Below are 11719 nucleotides of genomic sequence, written 5' to 3'. Positions count from 1 at the left end.
TTTAGTATGAGCGGGAGATTCTACCCCCCACTAAAACTATGTAAAGGGCTTGAAAAACCGACTAAAATACTTATATATAGAGAAACTTAATAGGGAAATCTTTTTCGAGGATATCATGCGTAACGTAAATACTTACGATGCTCGTTCCGAACAGTCCGTGCTGCAGACGAACAAAGTTATTCGTAACACATACATGCTACTAGCCATGACAATGGTTGTAAGCGCTATTTCTGCTGGCATCTCTATGATGCTTCAGATGCCGTTTTTTGTTTATATCGGCAGCTTCATTCTTAGTTTTGTAATGCTATTTATCTTAAACAAGAAACAAAATAGCGCTGCAGCTATTCCTTTGGTTTTCTTGTTCACTGGTATGATGGGCTTTGGCCTTGGGCCACTGATCAATAGCTATCTTGCAATGGCAAATGGCGGCCAGATCGTAACAACAGCACTAAGCATGACCGCCCTAACCTTTTTCGGCCTATCTGCTTACGTTCTAACAAGTAAGAAAGATTTCAGCTTCATGGGTGGCTTCTTGGCTGCTGGTATGATGGTTGCTCTGATTGCAATGGTTGCTTTGTTTGTACTGCCTTTATTTGGCGTACAGCTAGGCGCACTTCATTTAGCATTCTCTGCCCTTGTCGTGCTGCTAATGTGTGGCTTTATTCTTTACGACACTAGCAACATCGTTAACGGCACATACACTAACTACGTTATGGCGACTGTTAGCTTATACCTGAATATTTATAACCTATTTATCCACCTACTAAGCCTTGTTGGCTTCTTAAGCGACGACTAAGTAGTTCGTAAATATATAAAAAAGCCCCGCTTTCTTTGATAAGATTGCGGGGCTTTTTCGTTATAGGCTTTAGCAATCCAATGAAATTCTCAATAGTCATTCAGGCCTCACCCTCTAGCAGTCAATCGGCAGCGACAGCATTACGTTATGCTAAAACACTCTTGCAGCAAGGCCATGAGCTGTATCGAGTGTTCTTTTATGCCGATGGCGTTAATCTCGCTAATTCTCTAATCGCCCCACCACAGGACGAAACCCATTTACCTAGAGAGTGGCAAGCCTTGGCAACCAAATACGATCTAGACCTTGTTGTGTGTATTGCAGCAGCAATAAAGCGAGGCGTACTAGATGACAATGAAGCTAAACGCTATGAAAAACCGTGTGGAAACATTGCTAAAGGCTTTGAACTCTCAGGTCTTGGTCAGTTAGCAGAAGCTATTGCCGTTTCAGATCGCGTAGTTACATTTGGGGCTTGATGATGAGTGATAAAAAATCTGTATTAATCCTAAATCAACATGCACCTTACGGTACAAGTTTCGCACGCGAGGCATTAGATGTTGCTTTAACCTGTTCTATTTTCGAGATGCCCATCAGTTTGGCATTTTTAGGGGACGGTCTGTTCCAACTCCTTAAAAGCCACAACACTGAGCAAACAGGCCATAAAAATATTGAATCAATGCTTAGCGCACTGCCAATGTACGATATTGAACAGATATTTGTTTGTGCTGAAGATCTTGCAGCTAACACGCTCTCAGAAACTGATCTTGGTTTGCCTGTTCAAATAATCACTCAGAACGACTTAAGCAAACTACTTGAAAGCCACGATACTGTATTGACGTTCTAATATGATTTTACATCTATTAAATAAATCTCATAACAACACGCAACTTTTAAACAGAATGCTTGCGAGCGTTAAAGACAACGACACCGTTCTGGTAATTGAAGACGGCGTCTATGCCGCCCTATCTGCTAACGCAACACTTTTCTCAAACTTACCTGAGAACTGTAAACTCTTTGCCTTAGAGCCTGATGTAAGCGCGCGAGGTATAACTGATAAGTTAAGCACACGCTTTACACTGGCAACAGATGAGCAGTTTGTAGAACTAAGCTGCAAAATGAACAAAGTTGTTAGCTGGTTTTAATATGACTATCGAGTTTGATGAAGAAGGTTATCTCAGAAACCTAGATGACTGGGATGAATCAGTTGCTAATTCTATAGCCGAAAATGAAGGGCTGAATTTAACCCAAGATCATTGGGAGGTCATTCATATTATTCGTGACTTTTACGAACAATATCAGCTCTCTCCAGCTATGCGACCTCTAGTCAAAGCGGTTTCACTTAAGCTAGGTAAAGACAAAGGAAAAAGTATCTATCTAATGAAGCTTTTCCCTGGCAGCCCTGCGAAATTGATTGCAAAAATTTCCGGCTTACCTAAACCTGATAACTGTCTATAGCGGTTAAATAAATTTACTCCATCCAGCTGAAATAATTACTTTTTTTGATCTGTACGGTTTAAACCGTAGCATTGCTAGTCTATGCTTTAACAAAACACTATCTCCCTACTTTTAAGCATTTTAAAGCTGTGGGATACTCGAAATATAAAAAAGCACTCTTTTTACCTTAAGAGTCCTTAGTTGTAGCAAACAGGATAGGTAGAACATTATGGGTCTAGAAGCAGCAGCTGAACACCTTAAATCGTTACAAGCTGAGCAAGCTTTGCACCAAGAAGCAAGTGATACTAAACGCAGCAATCAAGAAGAAGTCATCTATCACCAATGGGCAACCTTCAAGGTCGATAATGAGTTGTACGGCGTTGATGTAGTCCAGGTTAAAGAGGTACTTCGTTACAGCGAAATTACCCCAGTGCCTGGTTCAGACTATTTCATTCTGGGTATCATCAATCTGCGTGGTAATGTTGTAACTGTTATCGATACACGTCAGATGTTTGGCTTGAGCCCACACGAACCCGATGATGATACGCGCATTATCGTTGTTGAGTACAATGAGCAAGAAGTTGTTGGATTAGTGGTTGATAGCGTTGACGAAGTAATTAATCTTCCTCAGAACGATATCGATCGTGCGCCTAATGCTACTGGTGAAGAAACCACAAAACGTTTTGTTCAAGGCGTATGCTACTACAACAGCATTTTAATTATTCTGTTAGATCTCTTAAAGATGCTACAAAGCGTCACCCCAATGGAAACGACAGAAGAGTTCTAAGCCCGATAAAAATAAAAAAAGCTGCAAATGCAGCTTTTTTTGTGCCTTATATATTTAAAGCTTTTTAAGATAACCTAACCAATATGTACAGCAATTTGTCTGCAAGATGAGCAATGGCGATGCTCCCAACAATATACACCCTGCCAAGTACCCAAACATAACCGACCATTCAAGACCGGGATTGACAGAGAAGGACTCGTCAGAACACTCTTAATATGTGCCGGCATATCATCGACCCCTTCTAACGTATGGGTATAAAGGGAATCTCGTTCGGGCACCAAACGGTTTAGCCAAGCCTCCAAGTCCTGCTTAGCACTCGGATCTGCATTTTCCTGAATAATTAAACTAGCGCTAGTATGCTGTATGAGTAACGTACACAACCCTTCAGTTATACCGCTACCTTCAACCAATTGTTGCAACTCGCGCGTAAACTCAAATAGCCCTTGATGGCCTGTATTAACTGTAAGTAGCTTTACCATAAAAAAAATGCCCCTTCAGATGAAGAGGCACTTTAACAGATTAGTAATCGTTAAAACTACATTACCCTGTTTGTTGTCATGAACTTATCTTCAGCATCAGGACCTGCATTGTCAGCATACAGAGTTACGCCTGAGCGTAAGCAGATAGATAGATTCTGATGAGAAGCTTCAGTTTCTTTTGGTAGCAAGTGGTCAACGATCTGCTTTTCATCAAGCAATTCTTGCTCAGTCGCTGTTAAACGTTGACGGCTGAAATCGTTTACATCAATATCGTGAACGATTTGGTAACGGCCGTAATTACAGCGTACAGGGAATGAGTAGAAGATACCTTTCGCGATACCATAACTACCGTCACTCAGAATACCCATACTGATGATCTCACCCGGTTCTGTACCAAGCACCCAATCACGCATCTGATCAACAATCGCTTGTGCTGCAGATGCGGCACTAGAAAGGCCGCGCGCTTCGATGATCTCACCACCACGCTTCTGCACTTTAGGGATAAACTCATCTCTGTACCAAGCAGTGTCGATCTGAGACATAGCAGGCTTACCTAGGATTGTTGCCTGATGTAGATCTGGATATTGAGTTGGAGAATGGTTACCCCAAATCATGATTCCACCAATATCACGTGTTGTAGCACCACAGTGGTTCGCTAGAATGCCTTTAGCGCGGTTGTGATCCAAACGAGTTAAACAAGTAAACTGCGATGGGCTTAAGTCCGGTGCGTTGCGGCTAGCGATAAGTGCATTCGTATTTGCAGGGTTACCTGTAACAAGTACTTTAACGTCACGGTTAGCGAAATCATTTAGTGCTTTACCCTGACGAGCAAAAATAGCAGCGTTTTCTTCCAATAGATCGCTACGCTCCATACCTGGACCACGTGGCTTGGCACCTACTAGTAATGCATAGTGAGCGTTTTTAAAACCATCTTCGACATTGTCATGCAGAGTGATGGTATGAAGAAGTGGGTATGCGCAATCCATCAATTCCATTGCGACACCACGAAGTGCATCCATCGCTTGCGGTAGTTCAATCAGCTGCAGAATTACAGGCTGATCCTTACCCATCATTTCACCAGCAGCAATCTTAAACAGCAAACTGTAGCTAATAGCACCTGCGGCACCGGTTACGGCTACTCGAACTGGACGTCTCATTGCTTTTTACCCCTAAATATTGGCAATAAAATCATTTAATACCAAAGTATATAAGTTGTAAGCAATTATGTAAGTACTTCTCTAGTACTCAATATGAACTCTTTCAATAAACCGAAGAAGTATTTTTATAGACCACGACTAGATTCCGAGCGTAGGAATACACTACTTTCAGAATTTAATGCACCATCGATCATTGTAAGTAGCTTTTCCTTATCACGACCTAAAATTCCTTTGAGCACTAGATAATTAGAGGCATGATCACTTCTAAAAATGGTTTTATCCAAATCAAGATGACTGATAAAGGTTTGCATCTCTTCGATCAACTGGCGTTGGTTACAGAACTCAAAATCATCACCGAACGACTGTACAAACTCAGCCTCACCTTGATGAAAAAATAGCACCAAGGTCGCTAAGTAATCCGGCTGAACCTCATTGACCAATCGCGCTGAATCAATCGCATGCTGGTGAGAGTATTTTACTCCACCCATACCATTAATTATCATCACAGACGATTTGATACCGGCCGCTTTAATCTTTAGCAGAGCCTCCTTAGTCGATTCAAAAGTTTCACCCTTCTCTATTTTCTCAAGAATCTCATCATTACCGCTCTCAGCACCTACATACAGAAGCGACAAACCTAATTCACGTAACTCAGATAACTCTTCGACGGAGATATTTAAAAGATTACGAGGCAAGCAATAAGCTGATACACGAGAAATGCTTGGAAGGTACTCTTTAATGACTAGCAAGATCTCTTTCAAGCGCTTAAATGACAAAGCCATTGCGTCGCCATCAGCGAGAAACACCTTTCGAACAGCGCCTAGCGCGGCAATACAACGAATGACTTCTTCAGTGATATCAGCAATAGTTTTAGGACGGAATTTTTTTTGTGGTGCACGATACATTTCACAGTACGTGCACTTGTTCCAACTACAACCATTCGTTACCTGCAGGATCAGTGAATGAGCTTCACTTGGCGGCCTAAAAACAGGATCGATGTAATTAATTGGAGGATATTGAAACATTCTGATCCGCCTTATTAAAAAGTCGGTAGAAATTATCAGTAGTTTGCTGAGCAACTACATCAATGGAAACACCCTTAAGATCTGCAATGCACTGAGCCACTTCAACCACGTACTTAGGCTCATTTTTCTTGCCTCTATGAGGCACAGGTGCCAGATAAGGGGCATCAGTCTCGATAAGAATGCGCTCTAAAGGGATCGCCTTAACCACATCGCGCAACTCACTGGCATTCCGGAACGTAGTGATGCCAGAAAACGAGATATAGTAATTCATATCCAGTGCAGCTTTTGCCATCTCTAAGCTTTCAGTGAAACAGTGCAGCACCCCACCGGATTCTTGATTGCCATAAGCCTTAATCATATCCAGTGTATCTTGACGAGCATCACGCGTATGGACAATAACAGGAAGCTTTAATTCGCCTGCAGCAACTAGATGAGTCTCAAAACTTTTCTGCTGAGCCTCTTTAGTATCTGTTTGATAGTAATAGTCCAGACCCGTTTCACCAATAGCGATAACTCTCGGCTGAGAGGCATGCTCAATTAGCTCCTGAACACTCACTTGCTCCTCAGCAGCGGACAAGGGATGAATACCAACCGAAGCGAACACCTTTTCATACGGCTTTATCAGCTCATACATTGAAGGAAATTGCGACATTGCGATAGATATACAAAGCATCGCATCGACCTTACGGTCAAAAGCTGCCTGAAGCATATCTGAAAAATTATTATCGTAGGGAGACAGGTCTAACCTGTCCAAATGACAGTGAGAATCGATGAACATAAATATTTAGATAGGAAGGATTTACACTACAGAGCGTTTGTTTTTTTCTCTGAGTTTAAAGTTCCTGCCAGATAGGTCTCTATTTTGTTAACTAGGGTAGTATCATCAGCGGAGAGTTGAATACCAATACCTGGTGTTCGACCACCTTGTGCGCCTTTTGGGGTAACCCAAATCACCTTCCCTGTAACCGGTATTTTGTCGCCTTCATCCATTAATTCAAGCAACATAAACACCTCTTCGCCTAGATGATAAGAGCGTAGAGTAGGAATAAATAATCCGCTATTAATGATGTACGGTAAGTAAGCCTCGTATAGCTCTTCCTTTGTCTGAATATTCAAAGACAAAATGCCATGACTTAAACGTGGTACAGCAACCATATTGAACCTTTATCCTTAATTGAGCAGCGCAGCCCATTCCAATAGTATATTTTCTAACAATAACTGCTTATTAGGGTTTTGCCTAAGCATTATTGCTCTGCGCTCTTCGTGTACTTTATCCGCTAATTTAAAGATTTTAACTGGGTTGGTTTTTTTAGCAACTGCATTCAGCATATTACGCGCATCATCCTGCCTTAATAACTCAGGACTTTGACATACCGAACCACGAGCAGCATCAGATAACAAACTGTAAAACCACCCTAGCAACATCTCTAAATCAAGCTTTTGCCAAGATTGAGCAACCTCAAGCGCTGTTCTTCTTTGTTTAAGTATATCCGCAAGTCCGCGAATTAGCTGTGCTCGATGCTCATTTAAGCCTTTTACTATGTATGACAAGGCCTCTTTAGGTGCTCCACGATTGATATGCAGTATACTTTTAGCCTTCTCAGCATCAATCTCAGCAGCAGCCATCAACCAGTCAATTGCGTCTCCTTCAGAAGGATTATGGCACTCCACATGCTGACAACGGCTTTTAATGGTCGGCAACACCTGACCCATTTTAGAAGTAACCAGCAGAATAATTGTATCAGCCCCTGGCTCCTCTAACATTTTCAAAAGCGCGTTGGCAGAAGCGATATTCATAGCATCGGCAGGATCAACAACCACTGCACGATAACCACCTTGCTGTGCGGTACTGTAGATGAATTCCCCTAATCCACGAACTTGATCAACCTTTAACTGCTTACCCTCTTCTTCTGGCGAGAGAATAAAGAGATCTGGGTGACTACCAGCAGCATTAAGGTCACATGACTTGCAATGACTGCATGCTCGGCCCTGCACAGGACTTTGACATAGAAGAGATTGCGCAAACGCTGTTGCAAAAGCCGCTTTACCTATACCCGGCATGCCATGAATTAGCAATGCATGAGGCAAACGGTTTTGATCATGCAACTGACTTAGATGAGAAAATCGCTCATCAAACCATGGAAACGGCTTTAACAGTTCAGGCATTATCAGAACCCACAAACGTATTTACAGCATCTAAAATTTGCGCCTGTACTTCAGGAATACTCTTAGATGCATCAATTACACTAAAACGATTAGGCTCAGCTCCTGCTCTAGATAAGTACATGTTGCGAACTTTATGGAAGAAATCCAACTTTTCCTGTTCAAAGCGATCAGGCACACTTCTTTGCGAAGCACGTTGTAAGCCGATTTCTACATCTAAATCCAAAAGCAACGTCATATCAGGATGAAGACCATGCTGAACGATTCTCTCTAGCATCGCGATATGCTCAAGATCTACATCTCTTCCGCCACCTTGGTAAGCATAAGTCGCATCGGTAAATCGATCGCTTATAACCCAAGCTCCACGCTCAAGCGCAGGACGAATCACATTTTCGATATGCTGGGCACGCGCCGCAAACATCAGCAACAATTCTGTGTCTTCACTAACACGCTCATCACGAGGAGAAAGAAGTAGTTCACGTAACTCTTCTGCTAACGGTGTTCCGCCTGGCTCACGGGTTAGAATAATTTCTATGCCGCGGTCACGTAGTAGCTGACACAAATATTCAATATTTGTTGATTTACCAACCCCTTCAGTGCCTTCAACAGTGATAAAGCGACCTTTAACGCTTGTATTCATAATTTTGGGTCCTATGGCGAAGAGCGATAATCTTTACGACGCGTAAGCTGATAACGCCTAACTGCATTGTTATGCTCTTTCAAAGTCGCTGAAAAATAATGACTGCCATCGCCTTTAGCAACAAAATAAAGCGCTTTACCGTCTGCAGGATTAAGCGCTGCTTCAATGGCTTCCTTACCAACCATGGCGATAGGTGTAGGCGGTAGCGCCGGTATTACGTAGGTGTTGTAAGGCGTTGGCTTTCTTAAATCTTTACGACGAATATTGCCGTTGTACTCATCTCCCATGCCGTAAATAACGGTCGGGTCAGTTTGCAGGCGCATGCGTTTATTCAATCTACGAACAAACACACCAGAAATAATCGGACGCTCATCCGCTCGCGCTGTTTCCTTTTCAACAATGGAAGCCATGATTAAAGCCTCATAAGATGACTTGTATGGCAGTTTGCTGTCGCGTTTTTGCCATTCATCTTCCAAAATCTTTTGCATCATAGCGTTAGAGCGCTTTAATACCGCCAGTGCTGAACCGTTCTTCTCGATACTGAACGTCTCCGCTAGAAACAAACCTTCTGGGTGTTTTTCAGAAACGCCGAGCTGCTTAAGAAGTTCTTCTCTACTTAAATGGCTAACATCGTCTTTAAGGTATTTATGCTCACTAATCGCGTGAATCATCTCTTTGAAATTACTGCCTTCAATGATCGTAAAGCGATAATTTTTAGATACGCCCGATGTAATTACCTTTAGGAATTCAACCGGCGTCAAACCAGCTTTTAACTCATATTCACCGGCTTTAATCTTATTCGCCAGACCAGATTGTCGGCCGTAGATCTTGAAATAATGGTTATTAACCTCTCCATAACTTTCTTTAAGATCTGCAACTACTCTATTGAAACTACTACCTTTTTTTACTTCAAAAAGAGCCTTCTCTTTAACGGGAAGTGATGCATTAAGGAAAGCATTGTAATCATTCCATAACCAATAAGCCCCTGCCGCACCCGACACAATAAGGACAAACAAAACAGTTAATATTTTTTTCAACAACTCATTTCCTTAGATAGCAATAACTGCAGATCTCTGGTGATAGGGCCGATATTTAAAGGCTTGCCATCGATCGTTATAACCGGCCAAATACCGATCAGACTGTTACATATAAAAACTTCTTCTGCACTATCAAGTACTGATTCAGGGTATCCCCCTTCGATAACCTCAACTGATAGCTCGTTAGCTAATACGATCAGGCGATCACGCATAACCCCTTTCACACCACTTAAATCTATTTTCGGTGTGTAGAGCACGCCGTCTTGGACCCAAAAAAGGTTACTCATAGTGCCTTCAACAAGGTTACCATCTAGATCGGATACAAAACCTTCAGCGATATCTGGATCAGACCACTCAGATCTTGCGAGAACCTGCTCTAGCCTATTTAGATGTTTGATCCCTGCCAAAACAGGATTAAGACCTAATCGCTGCTGACAGAGCCTTACAGAAACACCTTGCTGTCTTTGCTGAGCGAAATCAGCTGAATCCGAAAGACTGATGATACGTGCAGGCACACAAGTGGCAGGAAGCTTATAGCCTCTTTCACCTAAACCCCGCGTCACTGTTAGCTTTAATGTTTGATTACCGGAGAAGCTTAAAGCTTGAATATCATTCTTTACGGCTTCTATTGTCCCTTCAGGGAATTTCAGGCGATCCAAGCCAATCTGTAAACGCTCCATATGCTGATCGAACAAGTGTGGCTTACCATCGATCACAGCAATAGTTTCAAATAAACCATCGCCGTAACTTAGACCGCGGTCATTTATAGATACCTGATCGGCTAAAACGCCATTAATCCAGTACTTAGTCATAAATCAGATCTGACGGAATACCAAGGTTCCGTTGGTTCCGCCAAAACCAAATGAGTTAGAAAGCGCCGCTTTAATCTCACAAGGCTGAGCGGTATGTGGAACGTAATTTAGATCACACCCTTTAGATGGGTTATCTAAATTAATAGTAGGCGGCGCAATTTGATCTCTGATCGCTAATGCACAGAAGATTGCTTCAACAGCACCTGCAGCTCCCAGCAAATGACCAATCATGGATTTAGTCGAGCTCATCCTGACATCAGCAGCTGCATTGCCCAACACCGATTTAGCCGCATTAGATTCAGCAATATCACCCGCTGGCGTAGAAGTACCATGAGCATTGATATAATGAATCTCGTCTGGTGCTACAGATGCATCGTTAATAGCGTTTTGCATAGCCAGGGCTGCACCCGCACCGTCCTCTGGAGGCGCAGTCATGTGATAAGCATCATCACTCATCCCAAAACCTGCCAATTCGCAATAAATTTTAGCACCACGCGCTATAGCATGTTCGTATTCTTCAAGTACAAGCACGCCCGCACCATCTCCAAGCACAAAACCATCACGGTCTTGATCCCATGGGCGACTGGCTGTTTCAGGAGAATCATTACGCGTTGATAACGCTCGTGCAGATGAGAAGCCGGCAATACCTAATGGCGTAGTTGCCATTTCAGCGCCGCCAGCCAGCATTACATCAGCATCGCCATACTGGATCATTCGCATTGCCTGACCAATATTGTGCGTACCAGTAGTACAAGCGGTCGTAATAGCAATATTAGGGCCCTTAAGACCGTATTTGATCGCTAGGTTGCCACCGATCATATTGATAATACTGCCCGGCACAAAGAATGGTGAAACACGTCTAGGTCCCGTTGTATTTAGGATATCAACGTTTTTCTCGATCATCGGTAAACCACCAATACCTGAGCCTATTGCACAACCGATACGCGGAGCATTAGAGTCAGTCACTTCTAGTTTCGCATCATCAATAGCCTGCATACCCGCAGCCATACCGTATTGAATGAATAGATCCATCTTACGGGCCTCTTTCGCACTCATATACTGAGTAACATCAAAGTCTTGAACGGATGCCGAAAACTGAGTTGCAAAAGGAGAAGAATCAAAGTGAGTGATTGGTCGAGCACCGCTCTTACCCGCAAGTAAATTATCCCAAGTCTCTGAGACAGTATTGCCAATAGGGGTAAGCATACCGATACCGGTAATCACAACACGTCTACGTGCCATCTTTGATCTCCATATTCCACACAAGGAAGTTCTATATAAATCAGGAATTAAACTATGCGCCAATTCTAACCGAACTGACTTAAGCATTAAACGTTATGCATCTTGCAGGCAAAAGAAAAGCCGCTCTATCAAAGATAGGCGGCTTTTCGA

At 42.7% G+C, this 11719-nt stretch carries 16 protein-coding genes; 6 read left to right on the top strand and 10 right to left on the bottom strand.

Annotated elements, in window-relative coordinates:
- Positions 1-115 precede the first annotated feature (115 nt).
- From ACMXYP_RS08630 to ACMXYP_RS08605, 6 genes are all read left to right on the top strand, one after another.
- A complete protein-coding gene (locus ACMXYP_RS08630; RefSeq protein ID WP_415884607.1) occupies positions 116-796 on the top strand; it encodes a Bax inhibitor-1/YccA family protein in 681 nt (226 codons plus the stop codon).
- A gap of 80 nt (positions 797-876) precedes the next feature.
- Positions 877-1269: a sulfurtransferase complex subunit TusD gene (gene tusD / locus ACMXYP_RS08625; protein WP_415884606.1), complete on the top strand. Its 393-nt coding sequence runs from the start codon at positions 877-879 to the stop codon at positions 1267-1269.
- A gap of 2 nt (positions 1270-1271) precedes the next feature.
- Complete coding sequence (gene tusC, locus ACMXYP_RS08620) at positions 1272-1637, top strand: sulfurtransferase complex subunit TusC (RefSeq protein WP_415884605.1); 366 nt, start codon at positions 1272-1274, stop codon at positions 1635-1637.
- Positions 1638-1692: 55 nt separating this feature from the next.
- The gene (gene tusB, locus ACMXYP_RS08615) at positions 1693-1935 is read left to right on the top strand and encodes a sulfurtransferase complex subunit TusB (RefSeq protein ID WP_415884604.1); all 243 of its coding nucleotides are present in this window, start codon (positions 1693-1695) and stop codon (positions 1933-1935) included.
- A gap of 1 nt (position 1936) precedes the next feature.
- Complete coding sequence (locus ACMXYP_RS08610; RefSeq protein WP_415884603.1) at positions 1937-2248, top strand: TusE/DsrC/DsvC family sulfur relay protein; 312 nt, start codon at positions 1937-1939, stop codon at positions 2246-2248.
- A 208-nt stretch (positions 2249-2456) separates the two neighbouring features.
- The gene (locus tag ACMXYP_RS08605) at positions 2457-3014 is read left to right on the top strand and encodes a chemotaxis protein CheW (protein ID WP_415884602.1); all 558 of its coding nucleotides are present in this window, start codon (positions 2457-2459) and stop codon (positions 3012-3014) included.
- A 74-nt stretch (positions 3015-3088) separates the two neighbouring features.
- On the opposite strand, the gene ACMXYP_RS08600 is transcribed toward ACMXYP_RS08605, so the two are convergent.
- From ACMXYP_RS08600 to fabF, 10 genes are all read right to left on the bottom strand, one after another.
- The gene (locus tag ACMXYP_RS08600; protein ID WP_415884601.1) at positions 3089-3493 is read right to left on the bottom strand and encodes a secondary thiamine-phosphate synthase enzyme YjbQ; all 405 of its coding nucleotides are present in this window, start codon (positions 3491-3493) and stop codon (positions 3089-3091) included.
- Between the two features lie 56 nt (positions 3494-3549).
- Entirely contained in the window at positions 3550-4650 is a 1101-nt protein-coding gene (locus tag ACMXYP_RS08595; RefSeq protein ID WP_415884600.1) for a malate dehydrogenase, read from the bottom strand.
- Positions 4651-4775: 125 nt separating this feature from the next.
- Positions 4776-5675, bottom strand: a complete 900-nt coding sequence (locus ACMXYP_RS08590) for a radical SAM protein (RefSeq protein WP_415884599.1) — start codon at positions 5673-5675, stop codon at positions 4776-4778.
- Complete coding sequence (locus tag ACMXYP_RS08585; protein WP_415884598.1) at positions 5653-6453, bottom strand: TatD family hydrolase; 801 nt, start codon at positions 6451-6453, stop codon at positions 5653-5655. Before ACMXYP_RS08585 ends, ACMXYP_RS08590 begins: the two co-directional genes overlap by 23 nt.
- Before the next feature lie 26 nt (positions 6454-6479).
- Positions 6480-6830 carry a PilZ domain-containing protein gene (locus tag ACMXYP_RS08580; RefSeq protein ID WP_415884597.1) on the bottom strand — a complete coding sequence of 117 codons (351 nt, stop codon included), beginning with the start codon at positions 6828-6830 and terminating at the stop codon, positions 6480-6482.
- 15 nt (positions 6831-6845) lie between these two features.
- The gene (locus ACMXYP_RS08575; protein ID WP_415884596.1) at positions 6846-7841 is read right to left on the bottom strand and encodes a DNA polymerase III subunit delta'; all 996 of its coding nucleotides are present in this window, start codon (positions 7839-7841) and stop codon (positions 6846-6848) included.
- Positions 7834-8478, bottom strand: coding sequence for a dTMP kinase (gene tmk, locus ACMXYP_RS08570; protein WP_415884595.1), 645 nt, complete (start codon positions 8476-8478; stop codon positions 7834-7836). The genes ACMXYP_RS08575 and tmk overlap by 8 nt, the downstream gene beginning before the upstream one ends.
- A gap of 11 nt (positions 8479-8489) precedes the next feature.
- Complete coding sequence (gene mltG / locus ACMXYP_RS08565; RefSeq protein WP_415884594.1) at positions 8490-9515, bottom strand: endolytic transglycosylase MltG; 1026 nt, start codon at positions 9513-9515, stop codon at positions 8490-8492.
- Complete coding sequence (gene pabC, locus ACMXYP_RS08560; protein ID WP_415884593.1) at positions 9512-10327, bottom strand: aminodeoxychorismate lyase; 816 nt, start codon at positions 10325-10327, stop codon at positions 9512-9514. Before pabC ends, mltG begins: the two co-directional genes overlap by 4 nt.
- 3 nt (positions 10328-10330) lie before the next feature.
- Positions 10331-11569: a beta-ketoacyl-ACP synthase II gene (gene fabF / locus ACMXYP_RS08555; protein ID WP_415884592.1), complete on the bottom strand. Its 1239-nt coding sequence runs from the start codon at positions 11567-11569 to the stop codon at positions 10331-10333.
- Positions 11570-11719: the final 150 nt, after the last annotated feature.

Origin of the sequence: Neptuniibacter sp. QD34_54 (genome assembly GCF_047778055.1) — a bacterium.
Taxonomy (GTDB): Bacteria; Pseudomonadota; Gammaproteobacteria; order Pseudomonadales; family Balneatricaceae; genus Neptuniibacter.
The sequence above is the reverse complement of the archived record's forward strand: the minus strand, read 5'-3'. Positions and strand labels throughout refer to the sequence as shown.

Bases quoted from the DNA above. Each gene is read 5' to 3' on its own strand.
- ACMXYP_RS08630 (WP_415884607.1), top strand. From the start codon at position 116: ATGCGTAACGTAAATACTTACGATGCTCGTTCCGAACAGTCCGTGCTG.
- tusD (WP_415884606.1), top strand. From the start codon at position 877: ATGAAATTCTCAATAGTCATTCAGGCCTCACCCTCTAGCAGTCAATCG.
- tusC (WP_415884605.1), top strand. From the start codon at position 1,272: ATGAGTGATAAAAAATCTGTATTAATCCTAAATCAACATGCACCTTAC.
- tusB (WP_415884604.1), top strand. From the start codon at position 1,693: ATGCTTGCGAGCGTTAAAGACAACGACACCGTTCTGGTAATTGAAGAC.
- ACMXYP_RS08610 (WP_415884603.1), top strand. From the start codon at position 1,937: ATGACTATCGAGTTTGATGAAGAAGGTTATCTCAGAAACCTAGATGAC.
- ACMXYP_RS08605 (WP_415884602.1), top strand. From the start codon at position 2,457: ATGGGTCTAGAAGCAGCAGCTGAACACCTTAAATCGTTACAAGCTGAG.
- ACMXYP_RS08600 (WP_415884601.1), bottom strand. From the start codon at position 3,493: ATGGTAAAGCTACTTACAGTTAATACAGGCCATCAAGGGCTATTTGAG.
- ACMXYP_RS08595 (WP_415884600.1), bottom strand. From the start codon at position 4,650: ATGAGACGTCCAGTTCGAGTAGCCGTAACCGGTGCCGCAGGTGCTATT.
- ACMXYP_RS08590 (WP_415884599.1), bottom strand. From the start codon at position 5,675: ATGTTTCAATATCCTCCAATTAATTACATCGATCCTGTTTTTAGGCCG.
- ACMXYP_RS08585 (WP_415884598.1), bottom strand. From the start codon at position 6,453: ATGTTCATCGATTCTCACTGTCATTTGGACAGGTTAGACCTGTCTCCC.
- ACMXYP_RS08580 (WP_415884597.1), bottom strand. From the start codon at position 6,830: ATGGTTGCTGTACCACGTTTAAGTCATGGCATTTTGTCTTTGAATATT.
- ACMXYP_RS08575 (WP_415884596.1), bottom strand. From the start codon at position 7,841: ATGCCTGAACTGTTAAAGCCGTTTCCATGGTTTGATGAGCGATTTTCT.
- tmk (WP_415884595.1), bottom strand. From the start codon at position 8,478: ATGAATACAAGCGTTAAAGGTCGCTTTATCACTGTTGAAGGCACTGAA.
- pabC (WP_415884593.1), bottom strand. From the start codon at position 10,327: ATGACTAAGTACTGGATTAATGGCGTTTTAGCCGATCAGGTATCTATA.
- fabF (WP_415884592.1), bottom strand. From the start codon at position 11,569: ATGGCACGTAGACGTGTTGTGATTACCGGTATCGGTATGCTTACCCCT.